The sequence below is a fragment of the Polyangium sorediatum genome (assembly GCF_029946465.1).
Lineage (GTDB): Bacteria > Myxococcota_A > Polyangia > Polyangiales > Polyangiaceae > Polyangium > Polyangium fumosum.
This window is the reverse complement of record NZ_JARZHI010000013.1, coordinates 1-17,824: the sequence shown is the minus strand read 5'-3', so window position 1 is coordinate 17,824 and position 17,824 is coordinate 1. Positions and strand designations below refer to the sequence as shown.

Sequence of the window (17,824 nt, the reverse complement as noted above, 5' to 3'; positions counted from 1 at the left end):
ACGGGACAGCGCTCACGGCAGGGACACGGAGACCTTGGCGACGCCGCCGCCGGGCAGAGTTTCAAACGACAATTGGGCCGCCGCGGGCGCGTCGCGGCGCCCGAGGGAAAACGCGCCGAGGGTGATCGTGGCCGCGCCGAGGACGGCCGTCACCCCGACGAGCACGTTCGTTCGCAATTGCGCGCCTTCTCCGTCGCTCGCGATCCCGCGGCAATCCCTCGGGGCCGCAGGGCCGGGACACCCGCGCGCCACGAAGTCGTCGTGGAGGCCCTTGGTTTGCAGGCTCGACGCCGTGAGCACCGCCCCGGAGACCGCCGTCGCGCCGAGGCCCACGAAGAACCACACGGGCGAAAGGCCGCCCGATCGATCCGCGGCCTTCGTCGCCTCGGACGGGGGTTTCGGCGTGGCCGTGACGGCCGCGCCGGCGGGGACGTCGGTGCGGATCTCCTCGCGCGTGGTGCCTTGTTCGATCGCCACCACGTGCGGACCTGCGCGCACGAAGCGCTCTTCGTTCACCTCGAAAGGCGCGCCGTCGACGGCAACACGACACGGCCCCGGACAAATCACACGGAGCTTCCCCACGCGGCCCCCGAAGCGCGCCCGCGCCGCGCGGACGAGCTCGGCGACGCCCGTTTCCTCGCTCCGCCCCGACGCGCGCGTCGCGAGCTCCATTCCGAGCACCGGCTCGTCACCTTCGATCGCGGCCCGCAGCGCCGACGCGAGCGCCACGGGGTTCGGCAGGAGCGCGTCGGCGCGGGCGAGCTCGCGCGCGGCCGTCGCCATGTCGCCGTGCTCGTAGGCGGCCGCGCCGCGGTCGTAGGCCGCTTTCGCCTCGGTCGCGGCGGGATCCGGCTCCGCGGCTCGGCTCGGGGCCACGCAGAGGAGCACGAGCGCGGCGGCGGCGAGGGCAAAGGTCATCCGGCCGTGCGAGCGATCGCGTCGCATGAGGGCGCGAGCCTACCACAAGACCTCTCCCCGAAGATCGTCCCGGAGAAACGTTTGCCGTGGCAACGCCCCGGCTTCGTCCTTGGCGGCTCTGCGCCTCTCTTGGTAGCCTGCCCGTTCGTGCCCCCCGTCCCTCGTATAACGCGCTGCGCGATTTTCCTTGGTGCCACGGTTTCGGCGTTCGCGACGAGCTGCGTATACGACTGGGAGGTCGGAGCGCCTGCTTTGACGGACGCAGGCGCCGGGACCGGCGGCGCGGGCGGCGGCGGCACCGATTGCGCGGCCCTGCAAGTCGATCTGGAGGCTGCACGGGTCGCGGCGAAGTCGTGTGTCCTCGGCGCCTCGGGCCAGTGCGCGGAGAAGGTCACGGACGAATGCGGGTGCAGCTCGTACGTGACGACCGGCGGGAGCGCCGAGGCGCAGGGCTTCGCCGCGGCGATCGAGGCGTTCCAGGCGGCCGGCTGCATGCCGTCGTGCCCGGGGAGCTGCTCGGTGCTCGTCTCGGGGATGTGCCTTCTCGTGGGCGGACAGGGGCCGTACTGCACGCCTTGACGTCGTTCTTCCTGTAAAACGCTTCGTCCCACGACAAAAAGAATCTCCCCCGAGGCGCGGATCTCCGGGCCGTGAGCACATCGTGGGTCGATGTGGTAGACGGTGCGTTGGAGGGGAGGGGCGTATGCTTGGCATTCGCAAGGGGACGGGTTTGCTCGTTGCGGCCATCATGGTCGCTTCGTGCGGGGACGCAGAATGGTTTTCCCTGACGGACCTCGACGTCCCAGACGAGGCGCTCCCCGGCATTTCGGCCGAGGCGCTCGAGGTCGGCTGCAGGTCGGCGACGACGCTGGGGGCGCTCGCCGTTTGTCTCCGGGATACGATGCCCATGCAGAGCTCCGAGGGGTACGTCCCACCGTCCGCGGCGGCCCTCGGCGAGATTCGCACCGCGGTGTCCCGCATGCTGAACGGACATTGTGATTTCGCGCTCGGCTCGAACATCGCGCAGGTGATGGAGCTCCGGCTGTTCACGGACGCCGACAACGGCAAGCGGTATTGCGTGCTGCTCGAACGAAGCGACGCGAACGGGGACGGCCACGTGGATCGAGGCTGGGGCACGTTCATCGTCGACCCGTCCGCCTCGCGGGAGGTCTCGCACCAGGCGCCGCACCCGCTCGCGGATCTCGACACCGAGATCGAGGCCATCGAGATCTTCAAACGAACGGACTCGCGGAGCTTTCTCCTCTGCGGCGCGCATCGCAATGCAAACGCGGGAAGCGCCTGCGACAGCGGTTATCGCAAGGCCGACTGCGCGCACGACACGGGCGGTATGTTCTTCGCAGCCTCGCGCGAGATCGCCGCGTTCTACGGCACCCGCTCGCACACGCAGATCCAGTGGCACGGAATGGGGTCCGACACCTGCGAAGGCGTCACGGCGTACATCTCCCCCGGGCTCGCGAGCGCGCCCGCGGCGAACGCACCCGTGCGCAGGCTCGATGCCGAGGCCGAGGCGGCAAACCCGCTCTGGAGGGTCACGTTGCCCGGCAGCGGGACGTGCGGCTTGAATGCCACCGACAACGTCGAGGGGCGCCATTTGAACGGGATTCCTGCCGAGAATGCCTGTTCGCTCGAGCCGACGACCACGACCGGCACGTTCGTCCACGTCGAGCAGAAGCGCGAGGCGCGCGACGCGAACCTCTGGATCACCCCCGTGACCCGGACGTTCCCCATCCCGAACCCGACGTCGCCGACCGCGCTCACGGCGAATACGCTCCCAGGGCGCGTGAACCTGTCCTGGGTCGCCTCGAACGGCGCGAGCCGCTACGAGGTCCGGCGCAGCACGACGAGCGGCGGCCCGTACGCGGTCGTGGCGACCGTCAATACGACGAGCTGGGCCGATACGAGCATCGTCACGCGCCTGCGGTATTTTTATGTGGTCGCCGCGGCGAACTCCCTCGGCACGAGCGCGCCCTCGAACCAGGTCGTGGCGCGCGCGCGTTGAGGCCTTCCCCCTGCGTCACGCGTGACGCCCCCCGGCGCCGGGATCCGGTGCGACGCGCGTGACGCGCCCCGAGGCCATTTCCCGCGCATTTGCGAGGAAACCGCGGCGCTGCGTCGTGGCATGCCGCCTGCTCATGGGTCCGCTCCGAACGCCTCGGACACCCAGGAGAAGGAACCATGCCGCGCTCGATGATCCGCACTGCTCTTGCCCTCGCCCTCGTCACCCTCGGCGCCGGTTGCCTCACGGCCGCGGACGACGGTGAATCGCTCGCCGATTCCGTGTCGACCGACGCCTCGAACCTCACGGCCGTGACCGGCTTCGGCTCGAACCCCGGCAACCTCAAGATGTACACGTATTCTCCCGCGGGCGTGGGCGCGGACGCGCCGCTCGTGGTCGTGATGCACGGCTGTACCCAATCGGCGCTCGATTACGTCAAGGCGGGCTGGAACAGCCTCGCCGACACGTGGAAGTTCCACGTGATCTACCCCGAGCAGCAATCGGCGAACAGCATCACGCGGTGCTTCAACTGGTACGAGCTCGGCGACATCCAGCGTGGTCAGGGCGAGGCGCTCTCGATCAAGCAAATGGTCGACTGGATGAAGGGCCAGGTCTCCATCGACGACGACCGCGTCTTCGCGACGGGCCTGTCGGCGGGCGCGGCCATGACGGCGGTCATGATCGCGACGTACCCCGACGTCTTTTCGGGAGGCGCGCTCCTCGGCGGCATTCCGTACCGCTGCGCCGCGGGCCAGGCGGATCTCACGAAATGCATGGGCGGCGTCGATCGCACGGCGACAGCGCTCGGCGACGTGGTGCGGAACGCGGTGCCCGGGTACGCCGGTCCGCGGCCGAAGGTCTCGATCTGGCATGGCACGAGCGACACGATCGTGAAGCCGCTCAACGCGACCGAGCTCGTCGAGCAATGGACGAACGTGCACGGGGCCGACGCGACGGCCGACGCGACGTGGACGATCGACGGCGCGACGCGGAAGGAGTATCGCGACGCGAACGGGGAGACCATCGTGGAGTACTGGTCGATTCCGAACATGGGTCATGGGGCCCCGGTCGACCCCGGATTCGCGGCGGCGGGCGGCTGCGGGACCGCGGGCGCGTACATCCTCGACGTCAATCTCTGCTCGGCGTATCGCATTGGGCAATTCTTCGGCCTCGACCAAGGCGTGCCTGGGGACGGGAGTGGCGGGACCGGCGGCACGGGCGGGACGGGCGGGACGGGCGGGACCGGGGGCGCCGGCGCCGGCGGAAGCGGCGGCAGCGGCGGCAGCGGCGGCAGCGGCGGCAGCGGCGGCAGCGGCGGAAGCGGCGGCAGCGGCGGCAGCCCCACCCCGGTCTGCGAGGAGTTTTACGAAGGAAACTACTACCACGTGCAGAAGGGGCGCGCGGTGGTGTGCGGCGCATTCAACAGTTATGCGTGCGCCGTCGGCTCGAATCAGAACCTGGGCCTGAACAACGTCCTGCCGACCTGGATCCGCAAGACCGGCCCGAATTATTACGAAGCCGGCAAGTGCCCCTGAGCGTGGCTGCCCTCGTGCTCCTCGGATGACGAGCCGCGCTGCAAAGCGTACACTCTCGTCCTCCGAGGAACGAAGGCATGACCTACCGCGATGAAAGAGACGCCCTCCGCGGGCGGATCCAGGGCCTCGAGCAGGATCTCCAGGACGCCCGGAGTTCCCAGCAGTCGGCCGAAGAGAAACGCGCGCGCATCGAGCAGATCGAGGGCCGCATGCGCGAGGCGGAGCAGGACCTGCAAGCCCTCCGGAGCGAGCTCGCCTCGCTCCGGGGCGCGCCGCCGCAGCCGAAAAAGAGCTCCCTCGTGGTGCCCTTCCTCCTCCTTGGCGGCACGATCCTGCTCGCGATGACCGGCGGCGTCGTGCTCCTGGTCGCCAGCGAGCCGCTGCCGCCCCCGCACGAGCCGATCCAACCCGCCGTCGCCACCGTGCCCGTCCCCGTCGTGGAGCCGCCTCGCCCGGAGACGTCTCCCGCGCCGCCGCCCGCGGCCGCGCGTCAGGTGGCCGCGCGCTGGGAGGGCAAGGTCACCCGCGCGAATGGCTTGCCGCTCGCGCCCGGCGCCTCCTGTGTCGTGAATTCGACCCTCGAAGGAAATGGCGACACGGGCCGCGTCGTGGATCTCGCGGTGACGTGCGGCGGGCGCCCCGTGTATGACTCGAAGGACAAGCTCGAAGGAATGAGCATGAACGGATACGGCCTCGGCGAGGAGGGAGGCAAGGCCCTGGGCACGTTCCGGTATGCCGTACGCTACAGCGATACGGGCGCGCGCTCGGGGCCTCGCACGCAGGTCTCGCTCGACTCCACGCAGGGCCAGGGCGCCGTGTGGAGTGACGTCGTCCCGATCTTCCGCGTCGAGTTCCAGCTCCCGACGTTCAGCAGGCCGGTGCGCAGCGAGCGTTTGCTTGCACCTGCACCTGCACCTGCGCCCGCGCCCGCGCCCGACGTTTCCGCAAAGCCGTGACGTGAAGCCTCCCCGCGCGCGCGGCTTCGTCAGAATGAATAGAGGACCGAATATCAGCCCCCCGCCAGCCGCTGCGCGACGACCTTCTGAAAGCTCTCCTTGTCGATGGCCTTTTCGAGCGCGACCTCGGGCGAGATCGTCCCTTTTTGCATGAGCCGCTCGAGCGCCATGTCCATCGTCTGCATGCCTTGCGCCTGGCCCGCCTGCATGATGTTCGGGATCTGGAACGTCTTGCCCTCGCGGACCATCGCCGCGAGCGCCGACGAGCCCACGAGGATCTCGTGCGCGGCGACGCGCCCCTTGCCGTCCGCCGTCTTGAGGAGCTGCTGGGCCACGATGGCCACGAGGCTCTCCGCGAGCATGCCCCGCACCTGCGGCTGTTCGTCCGCGGGGAAGGCGTTGATGATGCGGTCGATCGTCGCCGCCGCGCTGTTCGTGTGCACGGTGCCGAAGACGAGGACGCCGAAGCTCGCGAGCTGGAGCGCGAGCTTCATCGTTTCGTTCGTGCGGAGCTCGCCGATGAGGATCACGTCCGCGTTCTCGCGGCCCGCGCTGCGAATCGCGGTCGCGAAGCTCGACGCGTGGGGCCCGACCTCGCGGTGCGTGACCTGCGACATCTTCGGCGGGTGCACGAACTCGACCGGATCTTCAATCGTCAGGATGTGGCAAGGCCGCGTCGTGTTGATGTGATCGATCATCGCGGCGAGCGTCGTCGACTTGCCGCTGCCCGTCGGGCCCGTGACGAGCAAGAGCCCGGCGCGTTTGTCCGCGAGCTTGCGCACGACCGGCGGGCAGCCGAGATCGTCGAGCGTGAGGATCTTCGTGGGGATGATGCGGAAGACCGCGGCGAGCCCGGTGATCTTGTAGAAATAGTTCGCCCGGAAGCGCGCCTTGTCCTCGTACTGGTAGGCGAAATCGAGGTCGAGCTCGGTCGTGATCTTGGTGCGCTCCTCGGGCGAGGTGATCTCGAAGAGCAGCTCCTCCATCTCGGCCTCGTCGATCGGCGCGTCGCGCAGCGGCACGAGCTCTCCACGCGCGCGGAGGAGGGGCGGGTAGCCGACGCCGAGGTGCAGGTCGCTGCCCTTCTTCGCGAGCAGCTCGTCGAAGAGTCGGTCGATGCGGGCCATCACGCGCCTCCCTTCTTGCCGAAGAGCGCGCCGGCACGCCCGAGCAGGCCCTTGTTCGCCTCAGGCTCAGCAGGCTTCGGGGGCTCGCCGGGCGGGGCCTGCGGCAAAGCCGGCGCGCGCTTGCCCGCGACCGTGGCTTCGAGCTCGTCCGGGGCCTCGGCGACGAGGAGCGCGTCTTCGAGCGAGGTCTTGCCCACGCGGACGAGCTCGGCGAGCGAGTCGTCGAGCCGCACGATGCCGAAACCCTTGCCGCGCTGCTGCAAGCTCGGGATCTGCCAGGTCTTGCTCTCGCGGATGAGGTTCCAGAGCGGCACGGATCCGGGGAGCATCTCGGCGGCGGCGATCATGCCGGGGCCGTCCTTCCGCGGCAGGAGGCGCTGGCTCACGACGAGCCGCAGGCCACCGGCGAGCGTCACGCGCACCTGCTGCTGATCGCCGGGCGGGAAGAGGTCGATGAGCCGATCGATGGTCTTCGCCGCGCTCGGCGTGTTCATCGTGCCGAGCACGAGGTGCCCGGTCTCGCTGGCGGAGAGCGCCATGCGCACGGTCTCCGTGTCGCGCAGCTCGCCCACGACGATGACGTCCGGATCCTCGCGGAGAGATGCTTTGAGGGCCGAGGGAAACGTCCGCGTGTGTGAACCGACCTCGCGCTGGCTCATCATGGCCTTCTTGCGCGGGTGGACGTACTCGATCGGGTCCTCGACCGTGATGACGTGGTGCGAGGTCTCGCTGTTGATGATGTCGACGATCGCGGCGAGCGTCGTGGTTTTGCCGTGCCCCGTGGGCCCGGTGATCACGATGAGGCCCTGGTGGTGGCGCGTCGCGAGCGCGATGGCGTCGGGCAGGCCGAGCTCGGCGAGGGTCGGGATCTCCCGCGAGACGAGGCGGAACGAGGCCTTGAGCCCGGTGCGCTGGCGCGTGACGTTGACGCGCGCGCGGCCGATGCGCGGGTCGTCGAGCGCGAAATCGCACGAGCCGTCGAGCGCGAGCTGGGTGCGCAGGCGCTCGGGGATGCGCGACTCCAGCATTCGCTCGAGGGCTTGCGGCTCGACCACCGGGCCTTGCGGGACGAGCTTGCCCGAGACGCGGAGGAGCGGCGGACGATCCGCGACGAGGTGCAGATCACTCGCGCCCTCCGCGCGCGCCCGGAGCAGGACGTCGTCGAGCGCGAGCGTGGCGAAATGGGCGGCGCTCGCCGCGGCCGCGAGGAGCGTGGGATCGGCCGGATCGTCGAGCGTGATGGAGAAGTTCCGCGGGCGCGGCGTGTCCTTCCGCGCGGGCGGCGCGCGGTGCTCGTCGAGCTCGAGCTCGAACGAGGGCGACGCGGCGATCCCAGGGGCCACTGCGATCTTGTCGGCGGACGGCAGCGTGGCCTGCGGCGGCGGGGCGGGCGCCTGGGGAGGCGTGTCCTCGTTGAGGTCGCCCCACATGAGCTCCGGCGGCGGCGCGCCCGGCTTCGTGACGCCCGCGGATGGCGCGGGCTTTCGCGGCGTGGGTTTCGGCGGCGGGACGGCACCGCCTGCGGTCGCGGCGGACGCGTCTTTACGCGGATCCTGGGCGAGCCGCATGAGCCGGGCTTGCACGGCGTTCGCGTTTCGCACGGCCGCGATGGCGACCGCGCCGATGCCGTCCACGCGGCAGCCCCACTGCACGGGCTTCGGGCCGAGGTTTTCGAGGTGGCGGCCTCCGCCGGCCGTGGTGAGGAGCCCTAGGATGTCGTCGGTCGAGAGGATCTTCCGGTCGACAATCTCGTAGGTGCCGCCGATCTTGACGCAGGGATTTCGGCCCGTGGCGAGGGCGACCTCGGTGACGTCGGGGCGGAGGAGGTTCTCGAGCAGGGCTTTGAGCTGGGGCATCGCTTGGCGGAGCGCGGGGGAGGGGCATCGTAACGGAGGGGTCGATGTTTCGGCAAGGACGGCGCCGTCCGCGATACCATCGCCGCAGATCGCGATGGAACACGCTCCCTTCTTCGCCGCGCTGCTCGGCGCCCTCGCAGGTGCGCTCGAGGGATTCGTGCTCGCGGTCCTCGTGGCGCCCTACCAGCAGCGCCGCGGCGTGAAGGCCGGGCCGGCCATCCCGGGGCATCTGGTCTGCGGCTCGTTTTCAGGCGGGATCACGGCGGGGATCGCGGGGATCTGGTTGCCCTCGCGGATGGCTGTCGGCGTGGGCGCGGCGGCGTGGCCGCTCGTCTTCGGGATCCTGTGGCTCGTCACGCAGACCGCGCCCGGCAGGCGGGCTTGATCGCCGGCATTCCGAGAAAAAGGGTCGGGTTCGTCCGGGCGCACCCTGCGGCGGATCCCCAGGGCGACGCGTTTTGCGCGTTTGCATCGGTTCCACCTGGCCAAACCGATCCCGGCGCCCTACGATGGGGCGTGTCCGAGCCATGAAGATCGATATCCCCCGTTCCTGGCAAAAGGTCCTCGCGGCCGAGCTCTCGCGCCCCTCGTTCGCCGAGCTCGGCGCGTTCGTCGACGAGGAGCGGAAAAACCACCTGGTGTTTCCGCCCGAGGACGAGGTGTGGAATGCGTTCAAGGAGACCCCGTACGAGAAGGTCCGCGTGGCCCTGCTCGGCCAGGATCCTTACGTGGGTCCAGGGCAGGCGCACGGGCTCTGCTTTTCGGTTTGTCACGCCCAGCGAGTCCCGCCCTCGCTCGCGAACATGTTTCGCGAGCTGCGCGAGGACATCCCCGGCTTCGAGGTGCCCGATCACGGCTGCCTCGAACCCTGGGCGGCGCAGGGGGTTTTTCTCTTGAATACGATCCTGACGGTGCGCGCCGGCGAGGCGGGGTCGCACCGCGGCAAGGGCTGGGAGACGTTCACGGACGGCGTGATTTCGGCCCTGTCGGCGCGAAAGGAGCCGGTCGTTTTTGCGCTCTTCGGGGCGCACGCGCAGAAAAAGGCGCGCCTCGTCGATACGTCGAGGAACCCCATCGTCAAGACAGGCCACCCCTCGCCGCTCTCGGTGCGGAGTTTTTCCGGGACGAGGCCCTTCTCTGCCATCAACGCGGCGCTTCGTTCGCTGGGAAAACCCGAGATCGATTGGAAATTGCCCCCGCGGCGGGAGCTAGGCGCCGCCGCTCAGGTGCCCGGCCTGCCCTGACCCGAGACCATCGTGAGCGAGGGTTTGGAGTGGCGTGTCGCGGCACGCCGGACGATCGTCGCGCCTGACGGGCCCGGTTCGAGGAAGAAGCCGCCCGCGCTGCCGTTCAAGCCCTCGATGGCGGCGTCCGTCGCCGCGAGCCCATCCACGTTGCCCCGAGGCGCCCACGCCTCCGTGCGCGCGAGGTCACCCGAGGCGATGTCCACCTCCGCGGCGACGCGCACGTTCACCGCGTCCACGTGGAGGGCCACGTTCGCGTGCACCGCGCTCCCTTCGTCCTGCTGCAGGGCGGCGTGGAGCGTCAGGGCAAACTGCACGGCGGAGCGGCGTTCGGTCTTCGCGTGCACCGGATCGGCCGAGAGCAACTTGACCCCGAGGAGCTGCGTGCTCGTGACCGTGGCGAGCACGAAGCCGCCCGAGCGCATGCACTCCTCGGCGCGTTCGAGGGTCTGCGCGAGCGCCGTGACGAGGGATTCGTCGGCCTCGTCCGCGCCCTCGGGGAAACGCAGGTCCACGTGGATGCCGACCGCGCGCCGCTCCGCCTCGGCGCGGGCCGTCTCCTCGGAGCGGCCGTCGCGCACGGCCTCGCGCAGCGCTTCGAAGAATGCACTGACGGATTCGAATCGCCGCTCGGGCTTCTTTTCGAGGCACCGGAGCACGATGGCGTCCAGGGCGGGGCTCACGGGGGCGCGTTGGCTCGGGCGCGGCGGAGGCGCCGCGAGGTGCTGCTCGACGAGGCCCTCGTGCATGCTCGATTCGAAGGGCGGGCGCCCCGTGAAGAGGACGTGCAGGAGCGCGCCGAGCGCGTAAATGTCGGTGCGCGCATCGATGGGACCACAAAGGATCTGCTCGGGCGCCATGATCGAGGGCGTGCCGAGCTGCTGGCCGATCGAGGTGAGCCCGCCCCGGCCCGGCTCGGGCGCGAGGAGCTTGGCAATCCCGAAATCGAGGAGTTTTACAATGCGCGGCGGGCCCTCGCCGATCATGATGTTGCTCGCCTTCACGTCCCTGTGGACGATGCCGGCCTCGTGCGCGGAGGCGAGCGCGGCGCAGACGGGTTCGAGGATCGAGAGAACCTCGTCCGGCGCGAGTCTCCCGCGCGCGCCGAGATAATTGCGCAGCGTCGTGCCTTCAAGGTATTCCATCACGTAATACGGGGTGCCGTCGGACAACGTGCCGAGCTCGTGGACCTCGACGATGTTCGGGTGGTGGAGGCGCAGAATGACCTCGACCTCCCGCACGAATCGCTCGGCCATGCGCGGCAGCGCCGTGAGCGCCGGGTGCATCACCTTGATGGCGACGCGGCCGCCGTCGACACGGTGGCGCGCGCGATACACCGACCCGTGCCCGCCCGACGAGGAGAGATCCTCGATCACGTAATCGCCGACGCTCGTCCCCGCGCGCAGCTCACCCGCGCGCCCGCTCTCCTTGGCCTTGACGTGTGGCCGCGTGGTCATGTCGTTGATTCCCCCCATGGCCTGCCCCTGCTTTCCGTCCTCCCCCAAAGGGGCGGACTCCGCGGAAACCAAGCAATCCTAGATATTTCACGATAGCACGTCCCGTGCGTCGCCGCGCGTCCGGGAACGAACGTTTCGCAGGTCCACGCGTGACGGATTTCGCTGCGGCGCGCGTCGCGGACAGATTCGAACGACTCGCGCAGGGTCATTCTTTTTCGACCCGCTTCGTTTTCGGTTCGTGTGTGCTTTCCGGGTGCTAGAGTACTGCCGACTTTCTTCTCGATTTCATATTTTTCATGTTCGCGCAGGGGTGGGGGAAGACAATATGCGAAGCAACACGCTCGCTCGGCTGGCGATTTCGTTGGGGACGCTCGTGGGCTGTGGGGACGCAGAGGACGCGTTCTTGGAGGAGAAGGAAGGGACCGTCGAGGGGGTCGCGGTGATGGGCCTCGTCGAGGAGAACGCGATTCAGCCGAATGCAATTCAGCCGAACGCAATTCAGCCGAACGCAATTCAGCCGAACTCGATGCAGCCGAACGCAATCCAGCCCAACGCGATTCAGCCGAACGCGATTCAGCCGAACGCCCTCACGCCGTCGGCCTTCAGCCCGGACACGCTCGCTGCGCTGCAGGATCCGGGCGAAACCGGGCGTGGGTCGCGGATGTTCCTCCGTTATGCCGTGGGGTGCGCGCTCGATCCGTCCCAATCGTTCGCGGTGACATGGAGCGACCTCGAGGGCGTCGGGCAGACGGAGATCTACGTCGGCCAGCTCGGGCTCGCGCCTTCCTGGGCGACCGGGCCTCTCGACGAGACGGGGCAACGGTGGGTTTCGGCGTGCCTTGCGGCCCGGACGAATTGGTATGGTGTGACGGTCCTGATCTCGATGCGAGCCTCCCACAGCGCAATCAAGCATGCAGGGACCCTCGAAAAATTCATCTTTCCTCGAGAGGAAGGGGCTTTCTGGGGGAACCTGTTCGCGCCGACGCCGTACCTGCATTCCTGTGTATATGTCCCGAACACAGATTACGCGCGCAGCGTCCTGCGCGACTGCGCCGCGGGGCACGTCGGCCCCGACGGAATCGAGAGCTGCGGGATCATCGAACGGCGCGGCTCCTGCGACGCGGTGTGTGATCCGCTCGATACGAACAATGGATTTCGTCCAAAATGCGTCTACGATGCGACGGTGAGCCCGCCTCGCAAGACGACGGAGGTCGTGACGGTGTTCTTGCCATGACGTTTGTCCACGGCGCGCCGCTCGACGAGGGCCCGGTTTCCCTGGGCCCACGGCGAGGCATCCGATGCCTCGCGTGCGGGCGGCGCGTACCCGTGGACGGTTGCCCCGAACACGGCACAGGCCCGCCGGACACGATCACGCCCGAGCCACCGGAGCCGCCCGCGCCGGTGTTTCCAGGCTACGAGGTGTCCGGCACGCTCGGCCGCGGGGGGTTTGGCGTGGTGTATGCGGCGCGGCGCATCGAGGACGGAGAGCGCGTCGCCATCAAGCTCGCGCATCCGGACGTGCCCGAGGCCGCGCCGCGCCTCGTGCGCGAGGTGGAGGTGATGCGCGCGGTCGGCCCGCCCCACGTGCCGGCCTTCTTTGCGCGCGAAGAGCTCGCCTCGACAGGAACGTTCGTGGTCATGGAGCTCGTCGCCGAGAGGACGCTCGCCGATCACCTGCTCGCCCGCGCGGGGCCGCTGCCGGCCCGCGAGGCGATCCTGCTCGGGCTCGCGGTGCTGCGCGCGCTCGAGGCCCTCCACGCGCGGGGCTTCGTGCACCGCGATCTGAAGCCGGAAAACATCCTCGTCGACGCCGAGGGCAAACGCGCGGTGCTGCTCGATTTCGGCATCACGTGCGGCGTCTGGCCCGCGGCCCCCGCGCTCACGGCGGCGGGCGCGATCGTGGGCACGAGCGAGTACATGGCCCCCGAGTCGTGCGAGGGACACCGCGGCGAGGACACGCGCGCCGACATCTACGCGATGGGCATCTTGCTCTATGAGATGCTCACGGGGCGCCCGCCGTTCTTCGGTCCCGCGCCGCTCGTGCGCGAGGGCCACGTGAGCCAGAGGCCGCCGCCCCCTTCGGCCGTCGCGCCGCCGCCGTTCGGGCGATCGATCCCGTCCTCGGTAGAGGACATCGTGCTGCGGTGCCTCGCCAAGGCCCCCGCCGATCGCCCTCCGTCGGCCGCCTACCTGCGCGCGAGCCTCGCCGCCGCGCTCGCGCTGCCGAACGAGGAGCACCTCGTGCTCTCGGTGCCCACGCTCGATCCGCCGCCCGGAGCGAAGGCGCCGAAGAGCGCCGAGCGGCGCGTCGTGTGCATCGCCTGTTTCGAGTCGAGCCTCGACGCGATCGCCCTGCGGCGCGCGCTCGAGCCGTTCGGCGCGCAGATCGTCCACGCCTCCGCAGGCCGATACGTCACGGCCTTCGGTCACGAGGTCGACGAGAACCCCGCGCGGCGCGCCCTCGAAGCCGCGCGCTCGCTCACGGAGCAGGGCGCCTGCGAGCGTGTCGGGCTCGATCTCGCGGCCGTCGCGGTTCACCTCGGCCCCGAGGGATCCCGCCGCATCCTGGCGCCGCGGATCGCCCGCGAAGATCGGTTCCCGAAGCCCTCGTCGCCGCGCGGCGTCTCCCTCTCGGCGGCAGCACGCGCGGTGCTCGAAGCCTCGGGCGTCGCGCCGGATCCGCTGCCAGGCTATCTCGACGGCAGCGGCGAGGAGACGCCGCCGACGTCATCGGGCGAGATCACGGACGTCACGTCGTCGCGGACCGCGATCCCGCTCTCCGGGCGCGAGCGCGTGCTCGACGCGCTCACGGAGCTCGGGCGGCAGGCCATCGAAGGTGCGCTGCCTTCGGTCGCCGTCGTGCTCGCCGAAGCGGGCTGCGGAAAGAGTTTTCTCAAGCGCGCCCTCGTGGAGCGTCTCGTGCAGGTGTTACCGGGGACGCGGCTCATCGTGTTCTCGGCGCACGAGCCGGTGCATGGCGCGGCGGGGAGCGTGCGCGATCTCTTGCAACGCGCTCTCGGTTTGCCCGCCGAGGCCCCCGAGGACGGCGGGCGGGAGCTGCTCGCGGCGAGGCTCGGGCCTGCGCGCCATGTCGAGGCCGGCGCGACCGTGGCGCGTTCGCTCGGGTGGATCTCGAAGGGCAACGGCGCGCCGAGTACGCGCCCTTCCGCGCTGCATGCGATCGAGGCCGCGCCGGGCGCGTTGCGCACGCTGCTCACGGTGAGCGTGGGCGAGGCGCTGCGGCGCAGGGCGCTCGAGGCGCCGCTCTGCGTGATCCTCGACGACGCGCATTTCGCCGACGATGCGACGCTTGCGATCCTGGATCTCGCCGCGCGGGCCGAGGCGCGCGCGCCGCTCTTCGTGTGTCTGCTCGGCAGGCCCTTGTTCGAGGAGGATCACCCGTCGTGGGGCGCGCGGGCGCATCGCCGCGCCGTGCATCGGCTCGGCCCGCTCGATCCTACGAGCGCCGCCGCGCTCTGCCGTGAGCTTCTGCGGCCCGCGGAGAACGTGCCCGAGTCGGCGGTCGCGCGGATCGCGGCGCGGGCCGAAGGCGTGCCGCTCCTGCTCGTCGAGCTCGTGCGGGGGCTCAAGGCCCAAGGGATTGTCCGGAAGCACCCCTCGGGCAGCGGGTATTTCCTCGCGACCGACGAGCTCGATGATCTGCCGGATCTTCCGCTCATCGAGTGGCTCGCGCACCGTGAGCTCGACGCATTGCCGCCCGCGGCGCGCGCGCATGCCTGCCTGGCCGCGGTCCTCGGCGCGGAGGTGACGGTCGCCGAGATACACGGCGTGCTCGGGCGGCTCGATCGGATGAGCGCGGGCGGTGACTTTCCGCTCGACGCGCGGATCGGCTCGGATCGGCTCGTCGCCGCGGGGCTGCTCGCGCGCCACGGCGCAGGCCGGTACGCGTTCCGGCATGCGCTCGTGCGCGAGGCGATCGCGCGCTCGGTGCCGGAGACCCAGCGCGCTCGGATCCACCTCGCGGCCATGGCGTATTTCCAGCAAGCCTCGGGCTGGGACGGCCGATCGCCCCCGAGCGGCGACGAGCGCCCCCTCGCGCAGCTCGCGCACCACGCGACGAACGCAGGCGAGCGCGCGCTCGGCGAGCGGGCCTATCTCGCGCTCGCCGAAGCGGCGCGGGCGCGGCACGACTGGCTCGACGCGGAGCGTTGCTACACGCGCGCCCTGGAGGCATCGACCATGAGCGCGGGGGCCCCGGGCAAACCCCTCGATCTGCGCCAGGGCGCCCTCCGAGGACGCGGCCTCATGCGCTATCGGCTCGGCCGCTACCCGGACGCGCTCGACGACCTCGCCCTCGCGCGGGAGGCCGCGGCCGGTGATCCCCTCGCGGAGGCGGAGATCCTGCTCGATGAGGCCACGGTCCTCGACTGGATGGCCGACTACGAGGCGTCACGCGCGCGTGTCGTCGCGGCGGTCGGGATCCTCCCGGAAGCGCGGCCGCCTGCGCTCCTCGCGCGCCTCCTGCTCGGCCAGGGGTTGTCGCTCCTCCGCTTCAGCCGCGAGGCCGAGGCCGTCCCGCTCTTCGAGCGCGTGATCGAGGTGGCGGACGCGATCGGGGACGAAGCGTACGAGCCGCGGATCGTCTCGCTCACCATGCTCGGCTTCGTGCTGCCGGCGCTCGGCCGCCTCGCCGAGGCCGAGCGCGCGATCGAGCGTGCGATCGAGCTTTGCGAGTCGCACGGCGACGACCTCCACCTCGCCAGCGTGATCAACGCGCGTGCGCTGCTCGCGGCGCTCGTCGGGGACAAGGCGCGCATGGTCGCCGACTTCGAACGCGTCGCCTGGCTCGGCCGCGAGCTCGGCCAGGACTGGCTGGAGATCCTCGCGCACCACAACCTCGGCGAGTACCTGTATCTATGGGACGACCTCGACGCAGCCGAGCCTCACGCGGCGCGCGCGCTCGCGCTCGAGGTGCGGCATACGGGCGGCGCGCCGCGACCTGTGATCGCCCTGCTCGACGGTCGCCTGCGGCATTTTCGTGGTGACCTCGAGGGCGCGCGCGAGGCGGCGGCGCGCATCCGGACGCAGACGGGCCCGGCGCTCCCGGTGCCGGCGGAGGACGTGCTCTGCGTCATGCTGGAGCTCGCCACGCGGGACACGGACGACGCGACCTGGGACGCGCTCGAAGCCCGCTCGCGCGAGTTTTCCGTGGGGCAAGAGCGCCTGGAGGTGATGGAGGCCCGGGGGTTGTCGGCGCTCCGCCGCGGGCGCACGGCCGAGGCGCGGCGCCATTTCGAGCGCGTGCTCGAAATCGGGCGGACCCTGCCGAACGTCATGACGCCCCGGATCGAGCGCCACCTCGCGCGGACGCGATCGGACGAAGCGACGTTGCGTTCGTAATGCCGATACCCGGGCCGTCGCGGACGGCGTATCGTGCGGGCATGGATGTCGAGGATGTCGACCGCAATGGCTGGGCGAGCTTCCGGGTCGAGCCGCTCCCCGTCTCGCGCGCGTACACGCTCCTCGCGCAAGATCCATCGGCCCGCGTCGACATCGCGCTCTGGGCGCACAAGGCCCGCACGTTCTTCGGCGTGACGCTCGAGATCGAGCAGCCGAAGGCCTATCCGAACGGCGAGACGCCTGCGGCGGACGCGGCCGTCATGCTGGTGCAGCGCAAGGGACACCGCGCCGCGTCGCGCGTGCACGTGGTCACCGTGCCCGTGGAGGAGGCGCCCGAGGCGCGCCTCTGCGCGGAGGCGGGCGCGGCGGCGATCGGCGGCGCGGGCATGGATGTGCTCGTCCAGCGCGGCCTTCGGGTCTGGCAGGTGTCGAGCGAGGTCGCCGAGGGGGACGATCCCGACGCGCCGCTCGCGCTCGCGGCGATCCTCGCGTCGATCCTGCTCGCTCCGATCGTGCCGCCGGGTGGGGGCACGATCTTCGGCGTGAAGGGGGCACGGGAGCGGCTGGGGTTGGCTTGACGAACGCTGTTCCGGGACGAACCCGGGCGCGCGCCTCCGAGGCGGCGTCGTCACCTCGGCGAACCCCGCGTTTTTCCGCGTCTTCTGCGTTCTCCGTCCGAACGGGGCCTCCGGCGTCCCCGAGAAAAGCCTGCGACAGGCTTGCGACCTTGAGCGCGTCGGGGTACGGTAGGCGCCTCACGAACGTCACTGGCCCTCGACACGACGCTTTCTTTCCTCCCTCCACTCGGAGGGGGACGTGGCTCGCCTCGAACGACTGGAAGACGCAGCGTGTGCTGGCGCGGACTGACCCGCGCGGCACGTCCCCGTTCGATCGCTACGGCTTCGTCGAATGGTCGGCAGAGATGGCGCTCCAGCGCGCGAAGGAAGCCGTGAAAAGCATCATGTCATGGGAAATCGTCTCTACGTAGGCAACCTCTCCTACAGCACCACCCGCGAGACCCTCGAGCAGGCGTTCTCGGCTGCCGGTGAAGTTCGCGAGATTGCGATGCCGACCGACCGTGAGACCGGTCAGCCGCGCGGCTTCGCGTTCGTCACGATGGGCTCTGCGAGCGCGGCGACCAACGCCATCTCGCAGCTCAACGGCGTGATGCTCGACGGCCGCACGCTCAAGGTCAACGAGGCCCAGGAGCGTCCCCCGCGTGAGGGTGGCGGCGGTGGCGGTGGCCGTGGGTTCGGCGGCGGCGGCGGCGGCGGCGGCTTCGGCGGCGGCGGCGGCCGTGGCGGCGGCGGCGGTTACGGCGGCGGCGGCGGTGGCCGCGGCGGCCGTGGCGGC

14 protein-coding genes are annotated in these 17,824 nt (G+C 70.4%); 10 read left to right on the top strand and 4 right to left on the bottom strand.

Translation table 11 applies throughout. The features are described from left to right. Positions 1-12: 12 nt before the first annotated feature. Entirely contained in the window at positions 13-945 is a 933-nt protein-coding gene (locus QHF89_RS17035) for a hypothetical protein (protein ID WP_136969346.1), read from the bottom strand. 225 nt (positions 946-1,170) lie between these two features. On the opposite strand from QHF89_RS17035, the gene QHF89_RS17030 reads away from it, so the two are divergent. The 4 genes from QHF89_RS17030 to QHF89_RS17015 all read left to right on the top strand — a co-directional run bounded on the left by QHF89_RS17030 (position 1,171) and on the right by QHF89_RS17015 (position 5,426). Beyond that, positions 1,171-1,497, top strand: a complete 327-nt coding sequence (locus QHF89_RS17030; protein ID WP_136969347.1) for a hypothetical protein — start codon at positions 1,171-1,173, stop codon at positions 1,495-1,497. Between the two features lie 124 nt (positions 1,498-1,621). Further along, complete coding sequence (locus QHF89_RS17025; RefSeq protein WP_136969348.1) at positions 1,622-2,938, top strand: fibronectin type III domain-containing protein; 1,317 nt, start codon at positions 1,622-1,624, stop codon at positions 2,936-2,938. 176 nt (positions 2,939-3,114) lie between these two features. Continuing rightward, on the top strand, positions 3,115-4,470 hold the full coding sequence (locus QHF89_RS17020; protein ID WP_284720590.1) for an extracellular catalytic domain type 1 short-chain-length polyhydroxyalkanoate depolymerase: 1,356 nt from the start codon (positions 3,115-3,117) through the stop codon (positions 4,468-4,470). A gap of 77 nt (positions 4,471-4,547) precedes the next feature. Continuing rightward, the gene (locus tag QHF89_RS17015) at positions 4,548-5,426 is read left to right on the top strand and encodes a hypothetical protein (protein WP_136973302.1); all 879 of its coding nucleotides are present in this window, start codon (positions 4,548-4,550) and stop codon (positions 5,424-5,426) included. Between the two features lie 53 nt (positions 5,427-5,479). Here QHF89_RS17015 and QHF89_RS17010 read toward each other — a convergent pair whose 3' ends face one another. Then, positions 5,480-6,553: a type IV pilus twitching motility protein PilT gene (locus QHF89_RS17010; protein WP_136929904.1), complete on the bottom strand. Its 1,074-nt coding sequence runs from the start codon at positions 6,551-6,553 to the stop codon at positions 5,480-5,482. After that, positions 6,553-8,409 carry a PilT/PilU family type 4a pilus ATPase gene (locus QHF89_RS17005; protein ID WP_136973301.1) on the bottom strand — a complete coding sequence of 619 codons (1,857 nt, stop codon included), beginning with the start codon at positions 8,407-8,409 and terminating at the stop codon, positions 6,553-6,555. Before QHF89_RS17005 ends, QHF89_RS17010 begins: the two co-directional genes overlap by 1 nt. A gap of 94 nt (positions 8,410-8,503) precedes the next feature. Here QHF89_RS17005 and QHF89_RS17000 point away from each other — a divergent pair, with 94 nt between their 5' ends. Together QHF89_RS17000 and ung are read left to right on the top strand one after the other, a co-directional pair. Then, on the top strand, positions 8,504-8,794 hold the full coding sequence (locus tag QHF89_RS17000) for a hypothetical protein (protein ID WP_136973300.1): 291 nt from the start codon (positions 8,504-8,506) through the stop codon (positions 8,792-8,794). A gap of 142 nt (positions 8,795-8,936) precedes the next feature. Next, on the top strand, positions 8,937-9,653 hold the full coding sequence (gene ung, locus QHF89_RS16995; protein WP_136973299.1) for a uracil-DNA glycosylase: 717 nt from the start codon (positions 8,937-8,939) through the stop codon (positions 9,651-9,653). Here ung and QHF89_RS16990 read toward each other — a convergent pair. Next, a complete protein-coding gene (locus QHF89_RS16990; protein WP_136973298.1) occupies positions 9,632-11,128 on the bottom strand; it encodes a serine/threonine-protein kinase in 1,497 nt (498 codons plus the stop codon). The two genes, ung and QHF89_RS16990, sit on opposite strands and share 22 nt — an antisense overlap. Positions 11,129-11,435: 307 nt before the next feature. Here QHF89_RS16990 and QHF89_RS16985 point away from each other — a divergent pair, with 307 nt between their 5' ends. The 4 genes from QHF89_RS16985 to QHF89_RS16970 all read left to right on the top strand — a co-directional run. Beyond that, a complete protein-coding gene (locus QHF89_RS16985) occupies positions 11,436-12,344 on the top strand; it encodes a hypothetical protein (protein ID WP_136973297.1) in 909 nt (302 codons plus the stop codon). Further along, complete coding sequence (locus QHF89_RS16980; protein ID WP_136973296.1) at positions 12,341-16,471, top strand: protein kinase domain-containing protein; 4,131 nt, start codon at positions 12,341-12,343, stop codon at positions 16,469-16,471. The genes QHF89_RS16985 and QHF89_RS16980 overlap by 4 nt, the downstream gene beginning before the upstream one ends. 41 nt (positions 16,472-16,512) lie before the next feature. Further along, the gene (locus tag QHF89_RS16975) at positions 16,513-17,049 is read left to right on the top strand and encodes a hypothetical protein (protein WP_136973295.1); all 537 of its coding nucleotides are present in this window, start codon (positions 16,513-16,515) and stop codon (positions 17,047-17,049) included. A 388-nt stretch (positions 17,050-17,437) separates the two neighbouring features. Then, positions 17,438-17,824, top strand: a 387-nt coding sequence (locus tag QHF89_RS16970) for an RNA recognition motif domain-containing protein (RefSeq protein WP_284720589.1), incomplete at its 3' end; no start/stop codon positions are given.

Coding starts and splice junctions, on each gene's coding strand:
- QHF89_RS17035 (WP_136969346.1), bottom strand. CDS start 945: ATGCGACGCGATCGCTCGCACGGCCGGATGACCTTTGCCCTCGCCGCC.
- QHF89_RS17025 (WP_136969348.1), top strand. CDS start 1,622: ATGCTTGGCATTCGCAAGGGGACGGGTTTGCTCGTTGCGGCCATCATG.
- QHF89_RS17020 (WP_284720590.1), top strand. CDS start 3,115: ATGCCGCGCTCGATGATCCGCACTGCTCTTGCCCTCGCCCTCGTCACC.
- QHF89_RS17015 (WP_136973302.1), top strand. CDS start 4,548: ATGACCTACCGCGATGAAAGAGACGCCCTCCGCGGGCGGATCCAGGGC.
- QHF89_RS17010 (WP_136929904.1), bottom strand. CDS start 6,553: ATGGCCCGCATCGACCGACTCTTCGACGAGCTGCTCGCGAAGAAGGGC.
- QHF89_RS17005 (WP_136973301.1), bottom strand. CDS start 8,409: ATGCCCCAGCTCAAAGCCCTGCTCGAGAACCTCCTCCGCCCCGACGTC.
- QHF89_RS17000 (WP_136973300.1), top strand. CDS start 8,504: ATGGAACACGCTCCCTTCTTCGCCGCGCTGCTCGGCGCCCTCGCAGGT.
- ung (WP_136973299.1), top strand. CDS start 8,937: ATGAAGATCGATATCCCCCGTTCCTGGCAAAAGGTCCTCGCGGCCGAG.
- QHF89_RS16990 (WP_136973298.1), bottom strand. CDS start 11,128: ATGGGGGGAATCAACGACATGACCACGCGGCCACACGTCAAGGCCAAG.
- QHF89_RS16985 (WP_136973297.1), top strand. CDS start 11,436: ATGCGAAGCAACACGCTCGCTCGGCTGGCGATTTCGTTGGGGACGCTC.
- QHF89_RS16980 (WP_136973296.1), top strand. CDS start 12,341: ATGACGTTTGTCCACGGCGCGCCGCTCGACGAGGGCCCGGTTTCCCTG.
- QHF89_RS16975 (WP_136973295.1), top strand. CDS start 16,513: ATGGATGTCGAGGATGTCGACCGCAATGGCTGGGCGAGCTTCCGGGTC.